Consider the following 26,884-nt stretch of genomic DNA (forward strand, 5'->3'; position numbering starts at 1 on the left):
ATTCATTCGACGACCCCCAGGCTGCGGACGGTGGGTGGCAGTTGCGGGATCGCGCCCCAGAGTTTGCGCGTGTAATCGTGTTGCGGTGCACTGCTGATCTGTTGGGTGTCGCCGACCTCGACCAATTGCCCCTTCAGCATAACACCGATGCGATGGCAGAGCTGCGCCATCAGGTGCAGATCATGGGTGATAAACAGCACCGAGAAGCCGAGGCTGCGCTGCAGATCGACAAGCTGCTCCAGGATTTCCCGCTGCACCACGACATCGAGCGCCGTCGTCGGCTCGTCCATGATGATCAGTTCCGGCTTCAGCGCCAGGCAGATCGCAATGACGATGCGCTGCCGCATGCCGCCACTGAACTGGTGCGGATAGTCGTCGAGGCGATTGATCGGGATGCCGACGAGCCGGAACATTTCTTCGGCCCGCGCCCGGGCCTGGGGCCGCGTCGCGCCGGTGTGTTTGCGCAGCACGTCGAAGAACTGCGCCTCGACCCGCATCAGCGGGTTGAGCGAGTTCATGGCGCTCTGGAACACCATGCCGATCCGCCGCCAACGGACATTCTGCAAGGCGGATTCAGGCATCTTGAGAAGGTCTTGCCCATCGAGCAGGATCTCGCCGCCAGCCACCCAGGCCGGCGCCTTGGAAAGCCGGGTGATCGCATAGGCAATCGTGCTCTTGCCGCAGCCGGATTCACCGGCAAGGCCGAATAGCTCACCGCGCCGAACCTCGAAAGAGACGTCGTTGACCGCGCGAAAGGCGCCGTCGTCGAGCAAGTAGTCGACATTGAGATTGCGGATCTGAAGCAGCGCATCGCTCATCGGGCTGCCTCCAGTTGGCGGCGGCGCAGCCGCGTGAGACGGAGCCAGCGGCTCAACGCCGGACCGGAGCGAAGCTGCGGATTGGCGATCTCGTCGAAGGTGAAATTGATGAGCGCCAGGCCAAGACCGACGAGGGCAATGCCTGCGGCCGGTACGGCGATGTCCCACCAGGCGCCGACGATGATCGCCGAGGAGTTCTGCGCATTGTAGAGCATGGTGCCCCAGGTCACCCGCAGCGGATCGCCGAAGCCGAGATATTCGAGCGTCGTCTGCGCGACGATCGCGTAGATGATGCTGCCGACGACGTTGATGCCGATCAGCGGCACCAGATTGGGCAGGATTTCCACGAAGATCACCCGCCAATGCGGCTCGCCGACCATACGCGCCGCCACCACGAATTCGCGTTGCCTGAGCGCCATGGTCTGCGACCGGGTCATGCGCGCGCCCCAGGGCCAGGAGGTGAGAGCGATGATCGCCATGATCGCCAGCGGCCCAACGGTGCCGGCAAAGGAGGCGAGCAGGATCAATAGCGGAATGTTGGGGATCACCAGCACGGCATTAGTCGCGAGGTCGAGTGTCGCGTCAGTGCGCCCGCCGAAATAGCCGGCGACGAGGCCGACGATGGTGCCGAGCGCGGTAATGGCAAGGCCGGTGGCAAAGCCGACGGCAAGCGATGGCCGCGCGCCCCAGACGAATTGCGAAAAGACGTCGCGGCCCATCTTCGTCGTGCCGAAATAATGCTCGACCGTCGGTGGCTGGTGCGAGCGGCCGACGCGCTCGCTCGGATCGCCGGGCGCCAGAACCGGTGCGAACAGCGCCATCAGACAGAGCGTGAGAATGATGATAAGGCCGGCGACGGCTTTTTTCTGCCGCCAGAACAAGGAGACGCCCGCATTCATGCCCTGCCCTCCCTTATGCGCGGATCGACCACGCCATAGATGATATCGACCAGGAGATTGGCCCCGAGCGTCGCGATCGTCATCAAGAGCAGCTGTCCCTGGATGACCGGATAATCGCGGGCGACACTCGCGGTATAAAGCGTCAGGCCGAGGCCGGGATAGTTGAAGACGATCTCGGTGACGATCGAACCGCCGAAGACCGCCCCCAGCATCAGCGCCAGGTTGGTCAAAACCGGCAGCATGGCATTGCGCGCCGCATAGCCGAACATCACGGCCGCTTCGGACAGGCCCTTGGCGCGTCCCATGGTGACATAATCTTCGCCAAGCACCGAAATCATGCTGGAGCGCATCGTTGTCTGGAACTCGCCGATGAGATAGGGCGAAAGCGTCAGCACCGGCATGATCGCATGCAGGAAGACGCTGCCGAAGAAGGTAAAGTTCAGCCCGGGATCAAGGCTCGGATCATAGGCGTAGCCGACCGGCAGCAGCCGCAGCGTAACGCCAAAGGTGAACAACGTCGCGAGCGCGATGATGACCGGCGGCACGGCGATCAGCACGACCGAGAAGGGCGAGACGAAGCTGTCGAAACGGCCACCACGACGCCAGGCGGCAATGGCGCCTAAGAGCACGCCGATTGAGAGCGAAAAGGCAATCGCCGTGACGACCAGGAACGCGGTCCAGCCGGCCGAGCGGCCGAGAACCTCGACGACGGTCTGCGGGTAATACTTGACCGAAACACCGAGATCGAAATGGGCCAACCCGACGACGTAGTCGACGAACTGCCGCCAGATCGGCTGCTCGATCGCGCCGAAGCGCGCCTTGATCGCCTCGATGGCCGCGGGCGTCGCCCGCGGTCCGAGCTGGGCGATCATGCTGTCGACGGGGCTCCCCGGCATCAGCCGGGGAACCGCGAAATTCATGACGATCGCGAATAGGAACGCCACGCAATAGACGGCAAGCCGTCGACGGGAAAGTCGCATCGTTGGGGCCTGTTGTCGCTTATTGCACGGGCTTGAGGCGGAGCAGGTGCACCAGCCGCATCCTGTTGTTGTCGTGGTCCTCCGGGTTCATGACAGGTTCGTCCTTGGTGACCCAGCCGGTAAAGCGTTTGGTCGAGAATTGGTACCAGGTCGGGCCGTTGAAGACGGGAACGACAGGCAGGTTGTCGGCAACGATCACCTGCACCTGGTCGAACAGCGTCTTGCGCTCCTCGTCCGTCGCGGCGCGGCGGTATTCATCGAAGACCTTGTCGAGCTCGGGGTTGGAATAGCGCGACGGCGCGCTGGTGATGCGCCCGCCGAAGCCGGTCGACAGCGACTGGAAGTAGCCGCGGAAAGGCGTCGGGCCATCGGCGCGGGAATTCATCACCGCCTCGAAGCTGCCGTCGAGGATCTGCTTCTGCCACTGCTCGTATTCGGGCGTGGCAACCGACGCATTGACGCCGATCTTGCGCAGGCCTTCAGTTGCGATCTGCACCGCGTCGATCCAGTCGGTCCAGCCGTTCGGAACGATGATTGGGAAAGCGATCGGCTTGCCGCTCGGCGTGGTGCGGAAGCCGTCGCCGTCCTTCTTGTAACCGGCGTCGTCGAGCAGCTTGTTGGCCTTGTCGATGTCATAGGCCAGCCACTCGTCCTGCGCACCCTCGGCTGCCTTGTTGCGCCAACTGTCGAAGCGCGGCGGCAGGCCGCTCGCAAGGGTGTTGACGACGGGATAGCCAAAGCCGGCAATATCGACCATCGCGGTGCGATCCATCGCGAGGCTGAAGGCGCGCCGGAAGGTCATGTCGTTGAAGGCCTCGGCATTGCCGGGATTCGACGACTTGAAGTTCATCTGGAAGGCAACGGTTTCCGCCGGTGGCTGCCAGTAACCATTGTGCTCGGCGTCAAGGCCGACATAGGTCTTGTCGATCTGCGGCAGGAACGACCCAAACCAGTCGATCGCGCCTTCCGGCAAAAGCGCCAGCATCTGGTCGTTGCCGGAGATCTGCGGCAACTTCAGGCAATCGACCTTGAGCGAGGCGGCGTCCCAATAGTTGGGGTTGCGGCATTGTTCGTAGACCTGCGGCGTGAAGCGGCGGATCTCGGTCATCGGGCCGGAGCCGACAGGCGTTTCGTTCTTGAAGGCCAGCGGATCCTTCACGTCCTTCCAGATGTGCTCGGGCACCACGGGAAAGTCGGCGAGCGATTCCGGGAAATGCGTGTCGACGCCCTTGAGATTAATCTTCACTTCGGTCGGTGATGGCGCCTCCACCGAGGCGACCGTTTCGCCGACGCCGACGGTATCGACGGCCGGGTTCTTCAACATCATCTCGAGGGTAAACTTCATGTCGGCCGAGGTCAGCGGCTTGCCGTCCGACCATTTCACACCGTCACGCAGGGTATAGGTGATCGACTTCAGATCGTCGGCGAACTTGTAACCTGTCGCCAGCCGCCAGACCGGCTTGCCGCTGTCATAGTCGTTGAATATCACCAGCGGTTCGTAGACGAAATCCATGGTGCTCTGCCGCCGGCCGCCGAGGTCGAACGGGTTGAAGTTCTGCACCCAGCTCGTTTGTTCCTCGATGTGCATGGTGAGCACCGCTTCGGCCCGGGCCTCGGCGGCCCCGACCATCATCAGCGCTGCGGCGACCGGTCCAAGACGCCATCGCGCCGCCGTCACCCTCTTCCTCCCGGCCTCCGGAGCGTTACCCAAAAGCCGCATTTCCTCGACTGCCGTCATGACGAATTCCCCCTCAGGTTTCGTTGATCGATCTATTAAGTCAAGTAATTTGACTTAACGATAAGTCTGCCAAAGAGGCGCTGTCAATCGGGCTAATTCGCCCCGCCTAAAGTTTCGGGAAAAGAGGGTGAGTGGTATTTCTCATTGCAATACCAATTGCGGAAATCGAGCCTCGGGGATCGGTTCAGCCGCCCAATTTTGATCGCAGAACAACCTGTCTCAGCATCGCAAAGAGAATCACGGCGCAGCCCAGGATCTGCGAAAGGCTCAATGGCGTCCCGAGAAATGCCAGCGTGAAAGGCAGCACCCAGACCGGTTCGCAGCACATGATGACCGACGCCCTCGCCGCCGAGATCATCTGCTGCCCGCGAAACTGGAGAACTTCCGGAGTTGCCCCGTTAAAACTCAGGATATCTAACGTGCAAGATCATGATAAACTCTACCATTGCGTGTATCAATTCGAAACATAGCGAACTGCGATCCTTGGCCGGAGCGTGGTTTAGCCTGAGCACGCCTCGAAATACCGGCGGACTGCCGGAACCTGCCCAGTGACATCATTCCTTCAACCTACGCAGCTGGAGCTGCTGACAGGAGGCCTACATGTCCGTGCATGAAGCAATTCTCGATCTCGGCTATGATCCCACCATCAGAGAGGATGGCCCGCTCGTCCGGCCGCCGGTGCCTGCGGCGCTGCCGACCTCGGCCACTGTCGACCCACAATATCTCCCGCCTCCGAAGGCGCAGGGGACGCCACGCCATGTCGGCAGTCCCGGGAGTTGCGCCGCCTGGGCTTCGACCTATGGGCTCGCCACCTACACGGCGGCCGCAGCGGCGAGCCAGTCCCCATCGAGCACCGCGCTGCAGGCAAGCCCAGCCCATATCTATATCGAGGTCATGAAGAGCTATGGGCAAAAGGGCTGTGCAGGATCGCGGCTTGCATCCTACCTCAACCTGCTCAAGCAGAGCGGAACGCCGAATTGGCAGACCGCCCCCTATTATCCGAACTGCCCCGAGCTCTGGTCGAGCTACGACCCCAACGCCGCCGCCGATGGCAGCTTCCAGATTCCCGGCTGGGCCATCGTCGAAACCAGCGATCTCGACGCGATCAAGGCGGTCATCGCCGCCGGCGGTGCGCTTTGTTATGGCACGTCGCTCAACGAAGGCTTCATGAAATACGAAGGCCCCGGCCCGATGACGGGCCCCCTCAACAAGGTCCCGAATGTCGGCCATTGCATGCTAATTATCGGCTACGACGACGATCAGCAGGCGATCCTCATCCAAAACAGCTTCGGACAGGACTGGGGCTGCGAGTGGAACGGACGTCGCGGCTACATCTGGATGAGCTATGAGCTGTTCCAATATCTGGCTCAGGGCCAGGCCATGTATGTCACGGCCTGACCCCAGACAGTTCTAGCCCGAATTGGCTTTGAAAGGGCCGTGGCGTTATTCCGCCGCCACGGCCGGCGGATAAGCAAGCGGCTCATTAAGTTCGGCATCCGCATGGACCTCTTCCGCCTTATCCGGCTCGACCGTGTCCTTCTTGGGCTCGCGCCCGAAGAAGAGCGCGTAGCCGGCGGGCAATACCAGAATGGTCAACACCGTCGCGACCAGGATGCCGCCCATCATGGCGTAGGCGAGCGGTCCCCAGAAGACCCCGCGGGAGATCGGGATCAGGGCCAGCACCGCAGTTAGCGCCGTCAGCGTGATCGGGCGGAAGCGTCGCACGGCCGATCCGATGATCGCCTCGGCGCGGTCCATGCCGGCGGCAATGTCCTGGTCGATCTGGTCGACCAGGATGATCGAGTTGCGCATGATGATGCCGAGCAGCGCGATGACGCCGAGGATCGCGACGAAGCCGAAAGGGGCACCGCTGATGAGCAGGGCCGCCGCCGCACCGATGATGCCGAGCGGTCCGGTGGCGAGAACCAGCATCGCCTTGCCGAAATGCTGGAGCTGGATCATCAACAGCACGACGATGACGCCGAGCATGATTGGCGCCTTGGCGGCGATCGAGGCCTGGCTTTCGGCTGAATCTTCGGCCCCACCCTGAATGGCGATCGAATAGCCGGCAGGCAGGCTGTCGCGCAGCGGTTGCATCTCACCGAACATCTTCATCGCCACGTCGTTCGGCTGCACGCCGTCCGGCAAGGTTCCTCGCACGGTGATCGTCGGCAGGCGGTCACGGCGCCATTCGATGCCCTGCTCGAGTACCGGTACGACCTTGGCGACCTGCGAGAGCGGCACGAAGCCGCCGAAATCGGTCGGGATGTAGATGGAATCGACCGAGCTCAGCAATTTGCGGCTTTCGGCCGGCTCGCGGGCGACGATCGCCACCGTCTCCTCGCCGTCGCGGAAGTTGTCGAGCGGCGCGCCGGTGACGCTCGCCTGCAGCATCTGGCGGATGCGCTGGGATGTGACGCCAAGCGCGCGGGCGCGATCCTGGTCGATGACCAGCTTCATGCCCGCTACCGGCTCCAGCCAATCGTCGTGAACGGCGCCCAGAAGTGGGTTCTCGTGGAACTTCGCCGTTACCCGGTCGGCAATGCGCCTGACCTCTTCGCGGTCCGGACCCATGACGCGCATCTGTACCGGCCAGCCGGTCGGCGGCCCCAGGAACAGGCGGTCGACCTTGGAACGGATCGACGGGAAGTCGGCGGCAAGGATCGCACGCATCTTGGCAATCAGCCGCTCGCGCGCCGGTTCGTCCTTGGCCATGACAAGAAGCTGGGCGAAGTTCGGATTACGCAGTTGCTGGTCGAGCGGCAGGAAGAAGCGCGGGGCTCCCTCGCCGATATAGGTGGCGATGAAGCGCTTGTCCTCATCATCCATCATCCGGGCTTCAAGCGCCTTGGCCTGCTTTTCGACCTCCTTAATGCTCGTGCCCTCGGGCAGCCACAGATCGACCAGGATTTCCGGCCGCGACGACTGCGGGAAGAAGTTCTTCGGAATGAACTGGAAGGCCCAGAGGCTGACGAAGAAGATGGCGAGCGTGGTCGAAAGCACGATGATGCGATGGCGCACCGCCCAGGCAACCGTCGAACGCAGATGACGATAGAAGCGCGTGTCGAAGACGTCGTGATGGTTTCCGGCGTGGCTGCGCTGCTTCAAGAGCATGTTGCCGAGCCAGGGCGTGAAATAGACCGCAACGAACCAGGAGACGACCAGCGCGATGCCGACCACATAAAACAGCGAACGTACATATTCGCCGGCGGTCGAGGCGGCAAAGCCAACAGGAATGAAGCCGGCGGTGGTGATCAGCGTGCCGGTCAGCATCGGGAAGGCGGTGGAGGTATAGGCGAAGCTCGCGGCTTCGACCTTGACCAGTCCCTCCTCCAGTTTTCTTTCCATCATCTCGACGACGATCATGGCGTCGTCGACCAGGAGGCCGAGCGCAATGATGAGGGCGCCGAGCGAGATGCGCTGCAGATCGATGCCAAGCTCGTACATGATGGCGAAGGTCGCGGCGAGCACCAGCGGGATGGTGATCGCGATCACCAGGCCCGAGCGCCAGCCGATCGACAGGAACGATACGATGAGCACGATCGCCAGCGCTTCGCCGAGCGCCTTCATGAACTCGCCGACTGCTTCCTTGACGACCTCAGGCTGGTTGGAGACCTGGTCGACACTGACCCCATAGGGCAGCGACGTCTCGAAGCGCTGATAGGTCTCTTCGACCGCCTTGCCGACATCCGTCACCTTGAAGCCCTTGGCCATGACGACGCCGATCTGGACGCTGTCCTGGCCGTTGAAGCGGAATTTGCGCGAATAGGGATCCTCGAGCCCGGAGCTTACCGTGGCGATATCGCCAAGGCGCGTGACCTGGCCGCCGGCGCGAAGCCTGAGGTTCTTCAGGTCCTCGACCTTGTCGAGGCTGCCTTCGACCGAGATGCGCACCGAGAGGGAACCGGTATCGACGGAACCGGCCGGGTCGATATTGTTCTGACCGGCAATCGTGCTGCGTAGGTCGTTGAGCGTCAGGCCGCGTTCGGCGAGCACCTTGGAGGAAACGTCGATATAGATCTTCTCCGGCTGGTCGCCGATGATCACAGCCTTCTCGACGCCCGGCGTCGTCAGCAGCATATCGCGCGCCTGGATCGCGAATTTCTTCAGCTCCGGATAGCTGTAGCCCTCGCCGCTTAGTGAATTGAGCGTGATGAAGGTGTCGCCGAACTCATCGTTGAAATAGGGGCCGAGCAAGCTTTCGGGCAGTTCGTTGGAGATGTCGCCGACCTTCTTGCGCACCTGGTAGAATGCGTCCGCCACTTGCTCGGCATTGGTATCGCCTTCAACCTGCAGCGTGATGATCGCACTGCCGGCGCGGGTATAGGAGCGCACGAAATCGAGGTGCGGCGTTTCCTGCAACTTCCGCTCGATCTTGTTGACGACCTGGTCCTGCATTTCCTCGATCGAGGCGCCTGGCCAGAAGGCTTGCACCACCATGACGCGGAAGGTGAAGTCCGGATCCTCCTTCTGCCCCATGCGCATCAGGCCGAAGGCACCGGCGAGAATGATGAGGCCGAACAGGAACCGCGCCATGCTCGGATGCGCGATCGCCCAGCGCGAAAGGTTGAAAGGCCGCTTTTCTTCGGAAGAGGAGGTCATCATCGGCTCGGTTCCGCGATCCTGGTGACGTCAGCGCACAACGGTTTCGGCTGCGGCAGCAGCCTGGTGCGTCGTATCGTTGGAGATCGTCACCTTGAGATCGTCCGTCATGAACTGCGTTCCGGCGGCAACAACGAGATCGCCGACTTTGAGGCCTTCGGTGACCCGCACACCATTGGTGGTGAAGTCTGCAAGCGTGACCGGGCGGCTGCGGACGGTTTCCGTACCGCGGTCGACGACCCAGACGATCGGATAGCCATCCTTCTCAGCCAGCGCGCTCAAGGGTACCGAGACGAACGACACGCCATTGCCGGCAGAAGCTTCGATGGTCGCGGTCATGCCGAGAAGGACGCGTTGGTCGTTCGGCAGGCTGACACGCACCGAGAAGGTGCGCGATTGCTGGTCGGCGCTGCCGGCAACCTCGCGCACGGTGCCATCGAGCGACAGGCCCGCATCGGACCAGATCCCGACCTTGACCGGCAAGCCAACCTTGAAATTGCTGATTTCCGTTTCGGGTACTGCGACCTGGACTTCCTTTTCGCCTTCGACTGCAACGGTGGCGACCGGCGTGCCAGAACCGACGACCTGGCCGACATCGGCGTTGATCGAGGTCACGATGCCCGGCCGGTCGGCGACGAGGCTGGTATAGACCACCTGGTTCTTCGCCTGTGACAGTGCCGACTTTGCTGCATCGCGCGTGGCGACGGCCTGGTTGTAACTCAGCACCGCCTGGTCGAACTGGGCCTGCGAGGCGAATTTCCTGGCAAGCAGCTGCTTGGCGCGGTCGCGCACCAGCTCGACCGTTTCGACCTGACGCTCGGCCGCATCCAGATTGGCGGACGCGCTGCGCACCGCGAGCTCGTAGTCGGTCGCATCGATGCGGGCGAGAAGATCGCCAACCTTGACGCGGTCACCGACATTGACGACGCGCTCGACGATCTTGCCACTGACGCGGAAGCCGAGATTCATCTCGGTCCGTGCCCGAACGGCGCCGGAATAGCTGAGCTGGCGTACATTGTCGGCCTGGGCGATCTCGACGACCTTGACCGGGCGCACGACTTCAGCGGTTTCGGACTTTTCTTCCGAGCAGCCGGCAAGCGCCGCCGAGAGGGTCGAAATCAGCGCAACGGTGGCAATGAATGAAATACGGCGGCGAGATTCAATCGGCATAAACATAGTCGCACTCCTGAAAAATAGGCCGACGCCGCATTGGCGCCGGAAGCAGTCCGGCTAAACCTTCAGTCCCTTGATCGCGAATTCGACCAGCTCTTCCGGTGCCGCGCGGTTTGTCTTGCTGAGACACTGCGCAACCATTTGCGGATGACAGAGCGTGACGGTCGCCGCACCGAAACAGCGCGACGCCGCATCGGCGTCCTGTTCCGGGAACTCGCCGGCGGCGATGCCTTCGCGAATTACGTCGGCGAGAAGCGCGTCGAGCCTGTCGATATGCTTGTCGATGACGTGCCACTCGCGTTCGATGGCAACGACCACCATTTCATGCACCTTCGTATCGTCGAGCATGAGCTCAACGGTCATCTGATGCTGCGCGTGGACGTAACGCCGCAGCCGCTCGCTCGCACTCAATGGCAAGGCGCAGATCTCCTGGGCCATCTGGTAGCTGGCCGCCAGCATGCGGCCGCAGATCGCCTGATGGATCTCCGTCTTCGAGGCGAAGAAGCGGTAGATGTTCGCCGGCGACATGCCGAGTTCCTTGGCAATGTCGGCGACATTGGTCTTGCTGTAGCCGAAATGCCGGAACAACCGCTCCGCTGCGTCGAGGATCCGCGTGATGTTGTCCTGACGCGTCTGATCCACGACGTTATCGCTGCTCACCTGCATCGCTTGCCTTTCGATTTACGACTGACGAATTTTGTATTTCGTCAGTCATAAATCGAAATGAGACACTCGTCAATGAAAGAATACGCTCGCACGTTCACGATTTGATAACCAACATTGAGCTCGCCGCGCGCGGCCGAACGCCTCCCAATGTCACCCGGCTGTCGTTGACTCGACACGCTATGGTGGTTACTGGCGCTTCTGGAGCCGCGTTTCTCGGATTCTTCTCAAGGGGTTAGCAACTTATGGCCACAGGTCTCATCGCCCTCCTCGACGACATCGCGGCCATTGCCAAGATGGCGGCCGCTTCGCTGGACGACGTCGCGGCCCAGACCACGAAGGCCAGCGCCAAGGCAGCCGGCGTCGTGATCGACGACGCTGCGGTGACGCCGCGCTACGTGGTGGGGCTGACGCCTGAACGGGAACTGCCGATCATTGCGCGGATCGCCCTTGGTTCACTGAAGAACAAGTTGCTCTTCCTTTTGCCCGGCGCACTGCTGCTCGGCTATTTCGCGCCCTGGGCGATCACGCCGCTGCTGATGCTCGGCGGCATCTATCTCTGCTACGAGGGGGCCGAGAAGCTTTACGGCGCAATCTTTCCGCATGCGGCCCACGCGCACGAGGAAGCGGTTCTCGGGGAAAAGAGCGATCCGCTGGCGCTTGAAAACGAGAGGGTTGCCGGCGCCATCCGTACCGACTTCATTCTCTCGGCCGAGATCATGGCGCTGACCCTGTCGACCGTCGCCGATGCCGACATCTACATGCAGGGCGCTGTACTCGCCGGCGTCGGCATCCTGATTACGCTCGCCGTCTATGGGGTCGTCGCGCTCATCGTCAAAGCCGACGATGCCGGCGTCGCGCTGGCGAAGAACCCGCTGTCCGCCGTACGCGTTTTCGGCCGCGGCCTCGTTCTCGGCATGCCCGCATTCCTGAAAGTTCTTGCCGCGATCGGCACTGCGGCCATGCTCTGGGTCGGCGGCAGCATCCTCGTGCATGGCATGGCGCAACTGGGCCAGGCCGAGCCGGAACACTTCATCCACGATGTCTCCGAGAGCGTCGCCCACACGCTGGCGGTCGCCCCGGCGGTCGTCGGCTGGTTCACGACCTCGGCGCTCCAGGCGCTGCTTGCCATCGCCGTCGGCGCTGCCACGATCGTCGTGATGGGCAATGTCGTCGCGCCGATCTGGAGCCGCCTGCGGCCGGCAAAGCACTGATCCGGCTTCCCGCACCCGGCCGCACCGCCATTGGCTTCCCGGCTGGTTCGCAACAACCTTGTCCCGGGAGGTTTGTTCGTGACCCAGGCGACGAGCCCCTACTTCGCCCCGCAAGCTTTTGCAAGCATCGCGAACACCGTCGAAGCCGCGGGCTTCGGCAACGTCTATCCCTATCACGCCAACGTGCCCTCGTTTGGCGATTGGGGGTTCGTGGTGGCAAGCGACACGCCGCTCGAAACCGCGCGCCCGGCGCTCAGCGTCACGACGCGCTACCTCGATGACGCCAATGTCGCAAAACATTTCCTGTTCGAGAAGGATATCGTCGCAAGCGGCGTCGAGACCAATACGCTCGATCGCCCCGTGCTGCTCGACTATTACCTGGCCGGCTGGAGGCACTACCGCTAATGCGTCGCGCTGGTTGACTCGCAGAAGCTATGGATGAGTCCCACCGCGTGATGGAAGGCTCTTGCGCCTTCCATCACATCGATGATCGACGTTCTTCGGTCGATCTACCGCTTGTACTTCACGCCCGGCAGCACGCAGAGCATTTCGTAGAGCAGGTTCGCCGCGGTGATCGCCGTCGTTCCCGTCGTATCGAAAGGCGGGCTAACCTCGACGAGATCGGCGCCGACGAGATTGAGACCGCGGCAGCCGCGGATGATTTCGATCGCCTGGATGACGGTCAGACCCCCGATCTCGGGCGTGCCGGTGCCCGGAGCATAGGCCGGGTCGAGGCTGTCGATATCAAAGGTCAGATAGGTCTTGTGGTTGCCGATCTTCGCACGGATGCCGTCGATCAGCGGCACGAGTGACTTGTGCCAGCATTCTTCTGCCGGGACGACGGTGAAGCCCCTGTCGCGCGACCAGTCGAAATCGTCGGACGCATAGCCGGTTCCGCGCAGGCCGATCTGGAAGACGAGATCGGGCTTGAGGCAGCCGTCCTCGAAGGCGCGGCGGAACGGCGTGCCGTGCGCGATCTTTTCGCCGAACATCGTGTCGTTGATATCGGCATGGGCGTCGACATGGATGAGCGCCACCGGTCCGTGTTTCTCGGCAATCGCCTTCAGGATCGGATAGCTGATCGTGTGATCTCCGCCGAGCGTCAGCGGAATGCAGTCATGCTTGAGGATCTCGCCGATGTTGCGGGTGATGATCTCCATGTTGGCCGGCAGGTTGAAGGTGTTGATGGCGATGTCGCCGATATCGGCGACCTGCAGACTTTCGAAGGGTGCTGCCCCCGTCGCCATGTTGTAGGGACGGATCATCACCGACTCGGCGCGGATCTGCCGTGGCCCGTAGCGCGTGCCGGAGCGGTTGGACGCGCCGATATCCATGGGGATCCCAACGAAGCACGCATCGAGGCCTTCAGCCGACGTCGCGGTGGGAAGGCGCATCATCGTGCCTGGGCCACCGAAGCGGGGCATGTCGTTGCCGCCCAGCGGCTGATTGAATTTCTCATCCATCGAAGCTCTCCCTTTTGATTTCGCCGGAACCCTATCAGGCGCTGCAGGCCGAGAAATGCCCATTGATCGAATGTTACTTCGATCGCGATCAAACCAACATGTTTGACGCAGCGAAGGCAGGCGTCGATTGCCATTTACGTCGACACCCTTGCTCGCCGCACCTAGCCAAAGGGAGTGTTGCCCTCTTCGGACCCGCCAATCACTTTGGTGAAAACAAAAATACGATGTCCTTGGGAGGAACCATGCAAAACTCACGTCGCACCGCACTGCGCTCCATGTTTGCGGCATCGCTCGCCGCTATCTCGGTCTCAACGACTGCCCAGGCGCAGGACAAACTCTTCATCTACAACTTCTCCGACTACTTCGCCGAAGACACGGTCTCGAACTTCCAGGCCCGCACCGGTACCGAAACGCGCGTGGACTTCTACGATTCGCTCGAAGTGCTCGAAACCCGACTGCTCGCCGGCGGCAGCGGCTTCGATGTCGCCTTTCCAAGCGCCACGGTCGGTGAACGCCTCATCCAATCCGGCGCACTTAAGCCGATCGATGTCACAGCGCTCAAGAACTACGGCAATCTCGACAAGGACCTGTTGAAGCTCGTTGCGGAGCACGACCCCGACAACAAGTATCTGGTTCCCTATATGTGGCTGACGACGGGCGTCGCCTACAACGCCAAGCTCGTCGGCGAACGCCTGGCCGATGCACCGACGAACAGCCTCGACATGTTCTTCAAGCCCGAGGTTGCCGCGAAATTCCAGGATTGCGGCATCGGCATCGTCGATGCGCCGAACGAAGTGATCCCGATCGCGCTCAACTATCTCGGCCTCGACCCATACTCCACCAAACAGGACGACCTCGACAAGGCGAAGGAGCTGCTGCTGAAGCTGCGTCCATTCATTCGCCATATGCAGAGCGGCCAGCTTGTGGCCGACATGGCGTCGGGCCAGCTCTGCCTGGCGCTGATGTGGAGCGGCGACGCCGGCATTGCCGCGGCCCGCGCCGAGGAAGCCGAGACCGGCGTCAAGGTCGACTATTCGATACCGAAGGAAGGAACGATCATCTCTTTCGACACGATGGCGATCCCGGCCGATGCGCCGGATCCGGAGCAGGCGCTCTCCTTCATCGACTATATCCTCGAGCCGAAGACGGTTGCTGCGATCAGCAACCACGTCTTCTACGCTAACGCCAATGCCGCGGCGACCGCCGAGGTCGATGCCGGGATCCGCGACAACCCGAACATCTATCCTCCTGCCGAAGTCCGCTCCAAGCTCTTCGTCGACAAGTCGCTGCCACCGCGCCAGACGCGCGAGCGCACCCGCGTCTGGTCGGCTTTCAGGGCCGGCCAATAGCGCGCACCGTCAACAGCAGGACCAGACCCCGTGCAATCCTATATTTCGATCGAGAACCTGGCGAAGTCCTATGGCGTCGTCACGGCCGTCAACAACATCAGCCTGGGCATCGAGAAGGGCGAGTTCTTCTCGCTTCTTGGCCCCTCGGGCTGCGGAAAGTCGACGCTGCTCCGGATGATCGCCGGCTTCGAGACGCCGACATCCGGCGCCATCAAACTGGAAGGGGCCGATGTCACCGACGTGCCGGCGCATAAACGCCCGACCAACATGATGTTCCAGTCCTATGCGCTGTTCCCGCATCTGACGGTCGGCAAAAACATCGCCTTCGGATTGCAGCAGGATGGTCTTGCCAAGAGCGAGATCAGGAAGCGTATCGACGAGGTGGCGGAGAAGCTGCAGCTGACGGCGCTGCTCGACCGCAAGCCGGCGCAGCTTTCCGGCGGCCAGCGTCAGCGCGTGGCGCTCGCCCGTGCGCTGGTCAAACGGCCGAAGGTTCTGCTGCTCGACGAGCCGCTCGGGGCGCTCGACAAAAACCTGCGCACCGAAACGCAACTCGAACTCGTTCGCCTGCAACGGGAGCTCGGCCTCACCTTCATCATCGTCACCCACGATCAGCACGAGGCGATGACGGTCTCCACCCGCATCGCCATCATGAAGCAGGGGCAGGTGCTGCAGGTCGGCTCGCCTTCGGAAGTCTACGAAACGCCGCAGTCCCGCTATGTCGCCAAGTTCCTTGGCGAAACGAACGTGTTTGCCGGTAGCCGAGCGGATCGCAGTGGCAGCGAGCTGCAGATCGACAGCGACGAAGCCGGCGGCCGACTGCATGCGGCCTTTACCGACCGCGTCGCGCTCGATGCGCCGTTCTGGGTCTCGGTCCGCCCCGAGCGGGTGGAACTCGCGACTTCGGGCAGTGGTCTCGAAGGCACGGTTGAACAGCTCACCTATACCGGTGTCGAGCGGCACTACCGCGTCCGGCTGAAGTCTGGTGCGACGCTCGACGCACGCCGGGTCAATCTCGGAGCCGAGAGCGATCTCGGCGTCGGCGATCGGGTGTTTGCGAGCTGGTCGCCGCAGGCAAGCCGGCTCTTGGCCGAATAGGAGGTTCCCATGCTCACGGCAGCGACACCTTCCACAAAGACGAACTGGGGCAAGCGTCTTCTGATCGCCATCCCCTATGCCTGGCTTCTGGTGCTCTTCCTGGCACCCTTCGCGCTGGTTGCGGGCATCAGCCTCTCGACCGTGCGGCTCGGCATGCCGCCCTTCGAGCCGCTGACGGCATGGGACGGCTCGATCCTGAACCTCCGCCTCAACTTCGAGAACTTCCTCTATGTTCTCACCGACGACACCTATCTTCTGGCCTATCTGACGAGCCTCAAGGTTGCGGCGATTTCGACCGCCGCCATGCTCTTCATCGCCTATCCGCTCGCCTATGGCATTGCGTCCTGTTCGCCATCCTCCCGCTCTCTCCTGGTCTTCCTGGTGATCGTTCCGTTCTGGAGCTCGATGCTGATCCGAGTCTATTCCTGGATGAGCATCCTCAGGAACGACGGTCTCCTGAACGCGTTGCTTTTGAAGGTCGGCCTGATCAGCGAACCGCTGCGCATCCTCAACACCGAGACGGCGATCTATATCGGCATCATCTACACCTACCTGCCCTTCATGGTGCTTCCGATCTACTCAACTTTGAGCAGCGCGGACCGCACCCTGATCGAGGCGGCGCGCGATATCGGCTGCTCCCGCATCTCGGCCTTCTGGCGGGTCACCTTCCCCTTGAGCCTGCCCGGTGTCTTGGCCGGCTGCGCGCTGGTCTTCATCCCCGTCGTCGGCGAGTTCGTCATCCCGGATCTCTTAGGTGGCGCCGATACCCAGATGATCGGCCGCGCCATCTGGCTCGAATTCTTCAACAATCGCGACTGGCCGATGGCCGCCGCCGTGACGATCGTGCTCCTCGCGTTGCTGGTCGTGCCGATCGTCTATTTCCAATCGCGCCAGTCGCGCGAACGAACCTGAGGAGCTGGCCATGACAAAACCAAGCTGGTTCAATCGGCTCTCGATCCTGTTCGGCCTCGCCTTCCTCTATCTGCCGATCGTCGTTCTCGTCATCTACAGCTTCAACGGCTCGAAGCTCGTGACGGTCTGGGGCGGCTTCTCGACTCAATGGTATGCAACCGTTCTCAACAACCCCTCGATCATTGAAGGTGCGAAAGTCAGCTTCCTGGTCGCTGCGGTCTCGGCAACGGCAGCAACCATTCTCGGGACGCTCGCGGCCGTTGTGATGGTGCGGCTGCGTCGTTTCCGCGGCCGGGCACTGTTCAACGGCATGCTGCTTGCGCCCATGGTCATGCCGGAAGTGGTGATGGCCGTCTCGATGCTCTTGATGTTCGTAACGCTCGGGATTGATCGCGGGCCGCTCACCATCACGCTGGCGCACACGACCTTCACGCTCTGCTTTGCGACCGTCGTGCTGCAATCGCGGCTGGTCGAGCTCGACCCGTCGCTGGAAGAAGCGGCCCGCGATCTCGGCTGCCCGCCGGCCAAAGCATTCGTCAGCGTTGCCTTACCGAACATGGTCCCGGCAATCGTCTCCGCCTGGCTACTGTCCTTCACCCTGTCGCTGGATGATCTGGTCATCTCAAGCTTCACGACCGGCCCGGGCGCATCGACCCTGCCGATGAAGATCTATTCGCAAATCAAGTTCGGCGTGACGCCGGAAATCAATGCGATCTCGACGATCATTCTCGGCATCGTGGTTTTGGGACTGGTGGCCGCACAACTGGTCTCGCGACGCTCGGAACAGCGAGCCACCACAGCCTGACCAGAAAGGGCAATTCCAGGAAACGTCTCTCCTGGAATTGCGCCGTTTCAACGCCTTGGATCAGTGTGGCAGAAGCGCGCCACCCGGCGCGAGATAGGTCGCCAGCGGATCTTCGAAGGCATTGCTCGCCGACGATACCGCATCGATGAATAGCGAGAACAGCGCGGTTTGCGAGCTGATGTCGAGCTTGGCATAGAGGTTGCGGCGGTGCAGCTTGACGGTCGCCGGTGAGATGCCGAGCTTTTCAGCGGCCCCCTTGACCGAATATCCGCGCAGGATCATCTGCGCGACCTGGCATTCGCGATCGGTGAGCAGGCTGCGGCCAAAGTTCCGGATTGCCTGCGCCAATGCGCTCTGGAGCGGCGAGCCGTCATCGCCGAGGCTCTCGGGCCTGAGGTCGCGATAATGCCGGAGCACGGCCATGCTGAGCAGCGGCGCCGCGCTCTGCAGGAAATCCTGGTCTTCTCCGCTGAAGGCCGCGTGGGAGTGGCGTCGCGCCAGCGAGATCGCGATCTTCGTGTCGGCATCGATTCCGATGAAGACGTTGAATTCGTCGTGCAGGCCCGAGTGGCGGTAGTAGTCGCGGTAATATTGCGACCGGTCGAAGGACGGATCGATCTGCCTCAGGCGATAAAGACCATCGTCGCCGTTGTCGAGCGCCAGCCGGTAGAACGGGTCGAGCCGATACGGGCCCTGCAGGTAGGCTCGAATATCGGACAGGCCCCTGTCCGTACGCCAGTCGTTGAACAGGATCTTCGGCGCTGCGTTTCGCCGATACAGGAGCATCAGACCGGCATCGATTGCGATGTGTCGCTTGAGCGACTGCGCCAGACGATCCTGGAAATCCGAACGGCCGACCCCCTCCATCAGAGATAGCGCCAGATCACCCACACCGGGCACCCGCTGCGTCGCCGCGCAGACTTTGACGATCGTATCGTTGTTCATGTTGTTCTCCTCCAGGCGCAGATTAGGCGAAGGTTTAGTGCGTCGCAAGTAACGGATTTTCACTACGGGAAATCCAAAACTATCATTTGAGCAACCAAAACAACGACATCGGCAGCGAAAGCCAGGCTCCGCAAGGGCTGACGCCGCCCCTGAGCCGGGCTCTCGTCCTCCAAACCTAGCCCTAAGGCGTATTCCGGACATTGACCCGGGCGCCTAGAAAAATGGGGCAAGCCCCATAGTAGATCGGCGGCACGCAAGACGGCATGTGACTGTCGAGACGACACATTGGTCTCAGGCACCAGGCTGCTTTGCGCGAAAATAAAGCAACGAAACCTTGAAGGGCGGCCGATGTACTTGCCGCTCGTCTTTCTGAACTGGAGTGAACATGTCGAAGGTCATCAAACTCGGGCGCAACGGTGTCGGCCTGCGCGAGCTTGAAAAATGCAGCGTCGTCCCGCCGGAGGCGATCCTGTCCGGTTTTGCAGACGAACTCGGCGATGTTCATTTCGAAAGCCCCGACAAAGCCGTCGTGATCGGCACCTGGCAGTCGACGCCCTACGCGGAAATGCTCTCCTACCCCGATGGCAGCGAATACAGTGTGATCCTCTCGGGCAAGGTCGCAATCACCAACCCGGACGGTTCCATCGAGACCTTCGAGGCCGGCGAAAGCTATGTCCTGCCTGCCGGCGTCGAGGTGCGTTTCGAAGTGCTCGAGACGATGCGCAAGGTCTACGTCCTCTACACCGCACCAGCCGCGAAGTGATGTGAGGCGTCTCCATGACCAAGGTAAGAAGCAAAGCCCTTGCAGATGTGACGATGACGCCCTTCTGGCTCGACCGGCCGGACGCGCCCGAGCCGCGAGAGCGACTGACGCGCCATCTGAAGGCTGACCTGCTCGTCGTCGGCGGCGGCTTTACCGGGTTGTGGGGAGCCATCCAGGCGAAACAGCGCCAGCCCGAAATCGACGTCGTGCTGATCGAAAAGGGTTCGGTCGCCAACGGCGCTTCGGGCCGGCCGGGCGGCGTCGTCTCGACGTCGGTCATGCACGGACTTTCGAATGCCGTGCGCATCTTCCCCAAGGACATCGCCGCGCTCGAGCGGCTTGGCCAGGAAAACATGCACGGCTTCCTGCAGACCCTCGAGGAACACGCCGTCGACTGTCACGCCGAATGGGGTGGAGAGCTGACAGTAGCCGTCGACGATGCCCATATCGAAGCGCTGCACGAAGAGCACGAACTCCATCTCAAATATGGCCACCAGGCCGTCTTCCTCGACCAGGGCGCCGTCCGCAGCGAAATCAATTCGCCACGCTACAAGGCCGGTGTCTGGTCGAAGCACATCTGCGGCACGGTGCATCCGGCGCTGCTTGCCTTCGGGCTGAAGCGGGTTGCGCTCACCCTCGGCGTTGAGATCTTCGAGAACACCGAACTGACCGGCCTTGAAGATCTTGGCGACCGGATGAAGGCTACGACGCCTTCGGGCAGCGTCACCGCGCCCAAGGTTCTTCTCGCCACCAATGCCTTTGCCTCGGGCCACAAAAAGATCAAGCACCGGGTCGTCGCCGTTCGCGACCGGGTGCTGGCAACGGAGCCCCTGTCAGCAGAGCGTATGGCGTCGATCGGCTGGAGCCACCGTCAGGGCGTCTACGACACCCGCACGCAGATGAACTACATGCGGCTCACCAAGGACAACCGGATCATCTTCGGCGGTCGTCTGGCTTACGCCTTTGCCGGCAACCCCTTCCCTTCGGTCGACAAGGAACTCGAAACCTACAAGCCCCTGGCATCCGCCTTCTTCGACACGTTCCCGCAGCTCGAAGGCCTGCGCTTCACCCATGCCTGGAGCGGGCCGATCGATCTCAGTACCCGCATGGCGGTGCACTTCCAGCGCTACTACGGCGAGAAGGTCGTCTATGCAGGCGGCTATTCCGGTTTCGGCGTTTCGGCCTCCCGCTTCGGCGCGCGTATCGCGCTCGACATTCTCGACGGTTCGAAGACGCCGGAGAGCCGGCTGGATTTCGCCACCAGCCTGCCGAACGCTATTCCGCCGGAACCGTTCCGCTGGCTCGGTGCGCAGGTCACCATGTATGCGCTCGATACGGCGGACAAGTCCGGCGGCTGGCGCAAGCCCTGGCTGAAAATGGTTTCGGCGATGGGTTTCCCTCTAAGCTGACGCCTCTCGCCAAAAGGCACCTATCGTTTGACAAAGGCAGAGCCGAGATACCGGCCCTGCCTTTGTTTTCGCGAGCTGGCACTGGGCCGGTCAGGATTGAAGGGCTTATCGACCTGCACGCAAACGAGACGCGCCTCGTCCGGTCTGCGAAACGCCGAATTCACTAACGAGCAGCTTCACGAAAAACGGGATCAGACCCGACTTTGCACGCGTCTTGTCGAAGGCCGCCTGGAACGGCGCCTTGTAGCTGAAGAGATCCGGGCGGATCGGCCGCAGCAAACCCTCGTTCACATAACGGCTGGCGAAATGGTCGGGCAGATAGCCGAGGTAGCGACCGGAGAGGATCAGCCGCGCCTCTGCTTCCATGTCGCTGACCGTCGCGCGCGGATTGGCGATCGAGAAAATCTTGAGGTCACGGGCGTTCCAGTAGGAGCGGCCGATCAGATTGTAGGACCGGATATCGTCGATCTCGATCTCGCTGTCGTCACGGGAAAACAACGGGTGCTCCGCGCCGCAATAGAAGCGTTGCGTCTCCTCGTAGAGATCGACATATTCCAGCCCCAGCGTCGTGCGCGGAAAACTGGCGATCGCGATGTGGAGCTCTCCTGTTATCACATCGCGCAGCAGTTCATGCGGCGGCCGCGTGACGATCGAAAGCGCCACTTCCGGTGCCTCGTCCGTCATCCGGGCAAAGACGCGGTTGAGACGGGAAGACGGGTCAGACAGCGTGTTGTCGATGAGGCCGACGGAGAGCGTACCGTTCAACTGATGCTGCAACCCCTTCATGCGGATGTCGAACTGGTCGATCGAGCCGAAGAGGCGCTTGGCCTCCTCGTAGACGGCGCGCCCTTCTTCCGTGAGGCGAAAGCCGGACCGGCCGCGCTGGCAGAGCGTTAGGCCGAGCCGGCTCTCCAGCGCGGAGATATGGTTGGAAATCGTCGAGAGCGAGAGATTGAGCTCTCCCTGCGCAGCCGCAAAACCGCCCGCCTCCACGATCGTGACGTAGATGCGCAGCAGCCTCACATCCAACGAGTCCAAAGCCATGCAAGGTCCGCCCTTACCTTGATAAAGATCCAAGTGAAGCGCGATTATTATGCATTTTCATGCACTAAGCTAGGGCAGGCGTGAACGAAATCCAGTCCGTTTATGTGGCCGGCCGTACGTCCTCGTCCGAGAGGAACCTCGCGTATTTGAGCATGTAGTCTGCGGCATCGCGGATATCGTGGGCAACGGCCTCGCGTGCCCGCTGCGGGTCTTTCGCCTCGAGAGCCGCTACGATCTTGTCGTGAAAATCGACGTCCAGCACTTCGGTCGCGGTAAACGGCGTTCCCTCGACGAGCTTGCGCAAAAACGGTCCCGCCTGGAGCCAGAGCATTTCGATGATGTAGATCAGGTGCTCGTTGCCGCAGTGGCGGTAGATCGAGAACTTGAAGTCGAAGTTCGCCTGCAGATAGCGGTCGATGTCACCCGCCTTCGCCGCTGCAGTACGCTGATTGCAGTGGTGGCGCACGGTGCGCAGGTTGTTGCCGTTGAGGCGGCTCGCCGCGAGTTCCGTTGCCGTGCCTTCGATGGCGATGCGCGCCTCCGTCAGGCTGACGAAGGATTTGACGGTCAAGAGCGGCACCTCGACGCTGCCGTTCGGCAGAAGTTCGAGGCCCTTCAATGCCTGCAGCCGCTGAAAGGCGGTGCGCACCGGCATCGGGCTCGTCCCGAACTGCTCGGCAACCTTGCGATAGGTGAGCTTCTGGCCCGGTTCGAAATGCCCGGCCATCAACGCCTGCACGATCTGCTGATAGACCTGCTCATACATCGGAACCGGTGTTTCGATGCTGGTGATTTTTGGTGTCTTCTTCGTCGCCATGCTCGAAACCTGGGGCTGCATTGGGAGCGCAGCGCTAAAAGAGAGAGTTTATCTTGGTAGGAGATTCCGCGACATCAGCGCAAGACCTTCCGGATGCTCGAGGCGCGTCAGAGCAGCTTTCCCAAAGCCTTCATGAACGCGATGTTGTCGTAGTCAAATGCCTCCATCACCGGATCCGGCTGGCACGACATTCTGACAACGACCAGTTCGTTTTTGGGATCAACGAAGAGCCATTGGCCATGGATGCCGATGCCGCAGAAGCTGCCCTCGCCGGTCTGATACCATTTGTTGCGGTAGCGCCCCTTCGGGAACAGCGGCGCAAAATCGCTGCGTTGCCACGCCTCATGGCTGCCCTTGGTGAGCGTGTCTTCGACCCAGCTTTCCGAAACGACGCGCCGACCGCGCGCCATGCCGCCGTTGCGCATCATCTCGCCGACGCGCGCAAGATCCCGTGGCGTCAGGGATATTCCAGCCGAAGCGCGACTGGTTCCCTCGCGATCGACCGTGATCGCGATTTCGCCGGTGGTGCCAAGCGGCGTCCAAAGCTTTTCCCGCATCAGATCGGCGATGCGCCTGCCGGACACGCGCTCGAGCAGGATGCCGAGCAGGTCGGTGTTGGGCGAGCGATAGCGGAAAACCTCGCCGTGCGGCGTCGGCAGCCGCTTCAGCGTGCAGAGGAATTCGAACAGCCCCTCGTCGCCGCCACCAGGGTTCCAGAGCATCGCGCGCCTGTAGCGGCCGAAAGCGCTTTCCGGATCGAGATAGGCTTCCTCGATGTCGAGACTGACCGTCATGTCGAGCACATGCCGGACGGTGGCATCCGCATAGGCCGAGCCCGCGGTTTCCGGAAGGTAGTCGATAATGGGTGCGTTCGGGTCCAGCAGGCCCTCGTCCTCAAGGATGCCGGCGACGATCGCGACCATCGACTTGCTGATGGAAAAGGCGATGTGCTTCTCGCCGAAGTTCATGGTCGGCGCCACCCAGTCGCCGATGAATTTGCCGCGCTTCATGATCGTCAGCGCGTCCGCATAGGAGCCGTCAAGAAAGTCGCCGATCCGCTTCTCGCCACTTGGCAGCGACACCGTCTCCGAAAGCAGCCACGACAAATCACGCAGCTCTTCCGTGGGAGCGGTAGAGGCGGCCACGACCGGGGCGCTCGGCACCAGCTCGCCGACGTTCTGGAACGCCCAACGGCTGAAGGGCGCCGTGCGCCAATTGGCGAGCGTTACCTGGTCGCGGCGGAAGCCGTATCTTTCGCTGAACGCGGTCTTGCCGGTCATGGATATGTCCTTTCTTGAATGGATCGACGCAGCGCACGGCACCTGCACCGGACGAACCGTCAGGCGGGAGCGATGGCGGCGCTGGCGAGCAGCGCCGGCGACAGGGCCGCCGGCACTGAAATCAGAGGCTGAAGCGCGCCTACTTGCGAAGATCGGTCCAGATCCGCTTGTAGAGGTCTTGCGCCTCCGGCGAGCAGAGGCGCTGCAATTGCCCACCTTCCCGGCGCTCCGCCGGGATCACGATTTCCGGCGCGTTCTTCATGGTGTCGGGCATGAACTTTTCGGAGCCTGCGATGCCGTTGGCATAGCCATGGAAGGCCGAGTTCATCGCGGCGTTCTCGGGATCCATGACGAAGTTGATGAACAGCTTGGCGTTGTCGACGTTTTTGGCGTCCTTCAGCACCGCCGCGTTGTCACTCCAGACACCGTAGCCTTCCCTGGGGTAGTGGAAGCTGATCGCCGGGTTTTTCATCCGCGCGCGGAAGCCGGCGCCGTTCCAGGCAAGGGTGGCCTTGAAGTCGCCGGCCGCCATTTTCTCGATGGTGTTGTATTCCATGGCGATCCAGTCCGCCTTGGCATTGACAAGCACATCGCGGACCTTCTTCAGCACCGCCTTGTCGGCCGTGCACTGTTCGCCGCCGACATACTGGATGGCGGCAGCCATCACGTCGTTCAGCTCCGGCACGACATTGACCTTGCCCTTCAGTTCTTCCGGCGGATTGAAGACGATGCTCCAGCTGTCGGCATCGCCCTTGTAGGCGTCACCATTGACCACGACGCCGGTGGTGCCGACGGCCCACGGAACCGTATATTTACGGCCGGGGTCGAAGTCGGCATTCACCCATTCGGGCGCAACGTTCTTGAAGTTCTCCATCTGGCCTGGGTCGAGCTCCATCAAGAGCCCTTCCTTCACCCAGATCGGCACATAGACCTGGTTGACGACGACGACGTCATAGCCGGAGCCGCCCTGCCTTGCCTTGGCAAGCGCGGTGTCACTCGAGTCATAGTCGGTGACGGTGACCTTGACGTCGAACGCCTGCTCGAACTTCTTGACCATCTCCGGGCTGGTGTAGTTGCCCCAGTTGTAGATGTTCAGTTCGCCTTCGGCATGCGCAATGCCCGTCGAGGCGATGAGTGCGGCAAGCAGAAGGGTCATGCGGTTTGCACGTATCATTTGGTTCCTCCCATTTTGATCAGGTGCGTTTTCGGCTGACGACGAAAAACAGCGTGACGATGACGACCGACAGCAGCAGGAAGGCCGTCGAAATCGCATTCATTTCAGGCGTGATGCCGCGGCGGATCTGGCCGAGCATGTAGGTGGGCAGCGTGTCCTGGCCGCCGGACTTCACGAATTCGGTGATGACGACGTCGTCGAGCGAGAGCACGAAGGCGAGCATGAAGGCGCCGAGGATGCCCGGCCAGAGCAGGGGCAGCGTCACCCGGCGGAACGTGTAGAGCGGCTTGGCGTAGAGATCGGCCGCCGCCCGCTCGAGGCTCAGATCCATGTTCTCGAGCCGGGCACGGATCGGCAGATAGGCAAAGGGGATGCAGAACGCCGTATGTGCGGCGATCAGGTAGCCGAGCCCGGAATAGCCGGTGACGGCCTTCAGTTGCGCGACGATGATGAGCAACGCAACCGCCGTGACGATTTCCGGAACCATCAGAGGCTGGTTGATGAAGGCATAGATGAAGGTCTGACCCCGGTAGCGCCGCGTCCGCGTCGTCGCCAGCGCCGCCATGGTGGCGAAGACGGTGGCCAAAGTCGCCGCGACAGTCGCGATCTGGAAGGAGCGGACCGACGCGTCGATGACGTCGCTGTTCGTCAGGGCGACCTCAAACCAGTGCAGCGAGAAGCCACCCCAGGCCGCCACCGAAGGCGCGCTGTTGAAGGCGTAGACCACCAAGGTGACGACCGGCAGGTAGAGCAGCGCAAAGCAGGCGATTGCAATGGCCGTGAAGCCGGGCTGATGGCGGACGGAAAAGCCCTTACGCATGGCGTTCATCCTTCGCCGAGTTATTGCGCACGTAGACGAGCAGCGCCGCCATCACGACGATCATCACGGTAATCGAAAGCGCCGAGCCGAGCGGCCAGTTCCGCCCCTGGCCGAACTGCAGTTCGATCAGGTTGGAGAACATCATGTTCTTGCCGCCGCCGAGAACGCTCGGCGAAACGAAGGCGCCGATCGCCGGGATGAAGACGAGGATCGAGCCGGCGATGATGCCCGGCTTGGCGAGCGGCAGGATGATCTTGCGCAACACGCGCCAGCGTGTGGCGTAGAGATCGTAGCCCGCTTCGACCAGGCGGAAATCGAGCCGCTCGAGGCTGGCATAGATCGGCAGCACCATCAGCGGCAGGTAGACATAGACCATGCCGATCAGGATGGCCGTGTCGGTGAAGAGGATCTGGATGGGTTCCTGGATCATGCCGAGCTTGATCAGAGCCGTATTCAGGATGCCTTCGTTGCGGATGATCTGCAGGATCGCGAGCGTCCGGATCAGAAGGTTGGTCCAGAACGGAATGGTGATCAGGAACTGCCAGAGATCGCGGCTTCGCTCGTTGCGCGTCGCCATGAAATAGGCGGTCGGAAAGCCGAAGAAGAGCGTTGCCACCGTCGTGATCAAGGCGAGCTTCACCGAGCGCCAGAAGATATCGACATGGGCGGTCGCGAGCGACAACGTGTCATCGAAGATGTCGCGCTCGAAGAACACGCCGATCCAGGCGTCGGGTGAGAACTGCCATTTGACGTCGCCGTAATCGCCCGGCGTCAGGAACGAATAGGCGAGCACGATGAACAGCGGGCCGATGGCCGCGAGAAAGATCGTCAGCAATGCGGGCGAGGCAAGAAGCCAGCGTCTGCGCGCGTCGACGGCTTCCAGTTTCGTCGTGAGATCGTTGGCGCTGGTCATGGGTC

Annotated in this window: 25 protein-coding genes; 9 read left to right on the plus strand and 16 right to left on the minus strand. The window is 61.9% G+C overall.

Translation table 11 applies throughout. The features are described from left to right. Window positions 1-2 precede the first annotated feature (2 nt). The 5 genes from ACN9MO_RS26070 to ACN9MO_RS26090 form a co-directional block, all read right to left on the minus strand. Window positions 3-818: an ABC transporter ATP-binding protein gene (locus ACN9MO_RS26070; protein WP_112996428.1), complete on the minus strand. Its 816-nt coding sequence runs from the start codon at window positions 816-818 to the stop codon at window positions 3-5. Further along, window positions 815-1,717, minus strand: coding sequence for an ABC transporter permease (locus ACN9MO_RS26075; RefSeq protein ID WP_112996429.1), 903 nt, complete (start codon window positions 1,715-1,717; stop codon window positions 815-817). Before ACN9MO_RS26075 ends, ACN9MO_RS26070 begins: the two co-directional genes overlap by 4 nt. Then, the gene (locus tag ACN9MO_RS26080) at window positions 1,714-2,697 is read right to left on the minus strand and encodes an ABC transporter permease (protein WP_112996430.1); all 984 of its coding nucleotides are present in this window, start codon (window positions 2,695-2,697) and stop codon (window positions 1,714-1,716) included. The genes ACN9MO_RS26075 and ACN9MO_RS26080 overlap by 4 nt, the downstream gene beginning before the upstream one ends. Window positions 2,698-2,716: 19 nt before the next feature. Further along, window positions 2,717-4,330, minus strand: coding sequence for an ABC transporter substrate-binding protein (locus ACN9MO_RS26085; RefSeq protein ID WP_113132622.1), 1,614 nt, complete (start codon window positions 4,328-4,330; stop codon window positions 2,717-2,719). Window positions 4,331-4,619: 289 nt separating this feature from the next. After that, complete coding sequence (locus ACN9MO_RS26090; protein ID WP_425988245.1) at window positions 4,620-4,847, minus strand: EamA family transporter; 228 nt, start codon at window positions 4,845-4,847, stop codon at window positions 4,620-4,622. A gap of 188 nt (window positions 4,848-5,035) precedes the next feature. Here ACN9MO_RS26090 and ACN9MO_RS26095 point away from each other — a divergent pair, with 188 nt between their 5' ends. After that, on the plus strand, window positions 5,036-5,833 hold the full coding sequence (locus ACN9MO_RS26095) for a C1 family peptidase (RefSeq protein ID WP_112996432.1): 798 nt from the start codon (window positions 5,036-5,038) through the stop codon (window positions 5,831-5,833). Between the two features lie 45 nt (window positions 5,834-5,878). Here ACN9MO_RS26095 and ACN9MO_RS26100 read toward each other — a convergent pair whose 3' ends face one another. Genes ACN9MO_RS26100 through ACN9MO_RS26110 form a run of 3 tightly spaced genes read right to left on the minus strand, consistent with a single transcriptional unit; the run spans window position 5,879 to window position 10,876 of the window. Continuing rightward, entirely contained in the window at window positions 5,879-9,037 is a 3,159-nt protein-coding gene (locus ACN9MO_RS26100) for an efflux RND transporter permease subunit (RefSeq protein WP_112996522.1), read from the minus strand. A gap of 30 nt (window positions 9,038-9,067) precedes the next feature. Beyond that, entirely contained in the window at window positions 9,068-10,213 is a 1,146-nt protein-coding gene (locus ACN9MO_RS26105) for an efflux RND transporter periplasmic adaptor subunit (RefSeq protein ID WP_425987146.1), read from the minus strand. 54 nt (window positions 10,214-10,267) lie between these two features. Then, entirely contained in the window at window positions 10,268-10,876 is a 609-nt protein-coding gene (locus ACN9MO_RS26110) for a TetR family transcriptional regulator (protein ID WP_057255397.1), read from the minus strand. A 242-nt stretch (window positions 10,877-11,118) separates the two neighbouring features. Here ACN9MO_RS26110 and ACN9MO_RS26115 point away from each other — a divergent pair, with 242 nt between their 5' ends. Both ACN9MO_RS26115 and ACN9MO_RS26120 read left to right on the plus strand, forming a co-directional pair. After that, window positions 11,119-12,087, plus strand: a complete 969-nt coding sequence (locus ACN9MO_RS26115) for a DUF808 domain-containing protein (RefSeq protein WP_113132591.1) — start codon at window positions 11,119-11,121, stop codon at window positions 12,085-12,087. 30 nt (window positions 12,088-12,117) lie between these two features. Continuing rightward, a complete protein-coding gene (locus ACN9MO_RS26120) occupies window positions 12,118-12,492 on the plus strand; it encodes a hypothetical protein (RefSeq protein ID WP_113132590.1) in 375 nt (124 codons plus the stop codon). Between the two features lie 104 nt (window positions 12,493-12,596). On the opposite strand, the gene speB is transcribed toward ACN9MO_RS26120, so the two are convergent. Then, a complete protein-coding gene (gene speB / locus ACN9MO_RS26125) occupies window positions 12,597-13,550 on the minus strand; it encodes an agmatinase (RefSeq protein ID WP_058323076.1) in 954 nt (317 codons plus the stop codon). A gap of 242 nt (window positions 13,551-13,792) precedes the next feature. Between speB and ACN9MO_RS26130 the strand changes: the two genes are divergently transcribed. Genes ACN9MO_RS26130 through ACN9MO_RS26145 form a run of 4 tightly spaced genes read left to right on the plus strand, consistent with a single transcriptional unit; the run spans window position 13,793 to window position 17,714 of the window. After that, a complete protein-coding gene (locus tag ACN9MO_RS26130) occupies window positions 13,793-14,899 on the plus strand; it encodes an extracellular solute-binding protein (protein ID WP_113132589.1) in 1,107 nt (368 codons plus the stop codon). Between the two features lie 30 nt (window positions 14,900-14,929). Then, window positions 14,930-15,997: an ABC transporter ATP-binding protein gene (locus ACN9MO_RS26135; RefSeq protein ID WP_057255394.1), complete on the plus strand. Its 1,068-nt coding sequence runs from the start codon at window positions 14,930-14,932 to the stop codon at window positions 15,995-15,997. Window positions 15,998-16,006: 9 nt separating this feature from the next. Next, entirely contained in the window at window positions 16,007-16,909 is a 903-nt protein-coding gene (locus ACN9MO_RS26140; protein ID WP_113132588.1) for an ABC transporter permease subunit, read from the plus strand. A gap of 10 nt (window positions 16,910-16,919) precedes the next feature. Beyond that, window positions 16,920-17,714: an ABC transporter permease gene (locus ACN9MO_RS26145; protein WP_057255392.1), complete on the plus strand. Its 795-nt coding sequence runs from the start codon at window positions 16,920-16,922 to the stop codon at window positions 17,712-17,714. A 60-nt stretch (window positions 17,715-17,774) separates the two neighbouring features. Here the strand turns inward: ACN9MO_RS26145 and ACN9MO_RS26150 are convergent, their stop codons facing one another. Further along, window positions 17,775-18,659, minus strand: coding sequence for a helix-turn-helix transcriptional regulator (locus ACN9MO_RS26150; RefSeq protein ID WP_057255391.1), 885 nt, complete (start codon window positions 18,657-18,659; stop codon window positions 17,775-17,777). A gap of 385 nt (window positions 18,660-19,044) precedes the next feature. On the opposite strand from ACN9MO_RS26150, the gene ACN9MO_RS26155 reads away from it, so the two are divergent. Then, entirely contained in the window at window positions 19,045-19,422 is a 378-nt protein-coding gene (locus tag ACN9MO_RS26155) for a cupin domain-containing protein (RefSeq protein ID WP_057255390.1), read from the plus strand. Window positions 19,423-19,436: 14 nt separating this feature from the next. Then, complete coding sequence (locus tag ACN9MO_RS26160; protein WP_057255389.1) at window positions 19,437-20,831, plus strand: NAD(P)/FAD-dependent oxidoreductase; 1,395 nt, start codon at window positions 19,437-19,439, stop codon at window positions 20,829-20,831. A 105-nt stretch (window positions 20,832-20,936) separates the two neighbouring features. Here ACN9MO_RS26160 and ACN9MO_RS26165 read toward each other — a convergent pair whose 3' ends face one another. From ACN9MO_RS26165 to ACN9MO_RS26190, 6 genes are all read right to left on the minus strand, one after another. Further along, window positions 20,937-21,875: a LysR family transcriptional regulator gene (locus ACN9MO_RS26165; RefSeq protein WP_057255388.1), complete on the minus strand. Its 939-nt coding sequence runs from the start codon at window positions 21,873-21,875 to the stop codon at window positions 20,937-20,939. 100 nt (window positions 21,876-21,975) lie between these two features. Further along, window positions 21,976-22,692, minus strand: a complete 717-nt coding sequence (locus ACN9MO_RS26170; protein ID WP_057255550.1) for a GntR family transcriptional regulator — start codon at window positions 22,690-22,692, stop codon at window positions 21,976-21,978. 107 nt (window positions 22,693-22,799) lie between these two features. Continuing rightward, the gene (locus ACN9MO_RS26175) at window positions 22,800-23,972 is read right to left on the minus strand and encodes a serine hydrolase domain-containing protein (RefSeq protein ID WP_112996434.1); all 1,173 of its coding nucleotides are present in this window, start codon (window positions 23,970-23,972) and stop codon (window positions 22,800-22,802) included. Window positions 23,973-24,111: 139 nt separating this feature from the next. After that, on the minus strand, window positions 24,112-25,146 hold the full coding sequence (locus tag ACN9MO_RS26180) for an extracellular solute-binding protein (RefSeq protein ID WP_057255386.1): 1,035 nt from the start codon (window positions 25,144-25,146) through the stop codon (window positions 24,112-24,114). Window positions 25,147-25,165: 19 nt separating this feature from the next. Then, the gene (locus tag ACN9MO_RS26185; protein WP_058330137.1) at window positions 25,166-25,966 is read right to left on the minus strand and encodes an ABC transporter permease; all 801 of its coding nucleotides are present in this window, start codon (window positions 25,964-25,966) and stop codon (window positions 25,166-25,168) included. Then, on the minus strand, window positions 25,959-26,879 hold the full coding sequence (locus tag ACN9MO_RS26190) for an ABC transporter permease (protein WP_113132587.1): 921 nt from the start codon (window positions 26,877-26,879) through the stop codon (window positions 25,959-25,961). Before ACN9MO_RS26190 ends, ACN9MO_RS26185 begins: the two co-directional genes overlap by 8 nt. Window positions 26,880-26,884: the final 5 nt, after the last annotated feature.

It is taken from the genome of Ensifer sp. R-19 (genome assembly GCF_049905105.1).
GTDB lineage: Bacteria > Pseudomonadota > Alphaproteobacteria > Rhizobiales > Rhizobiaceae > Ensifer.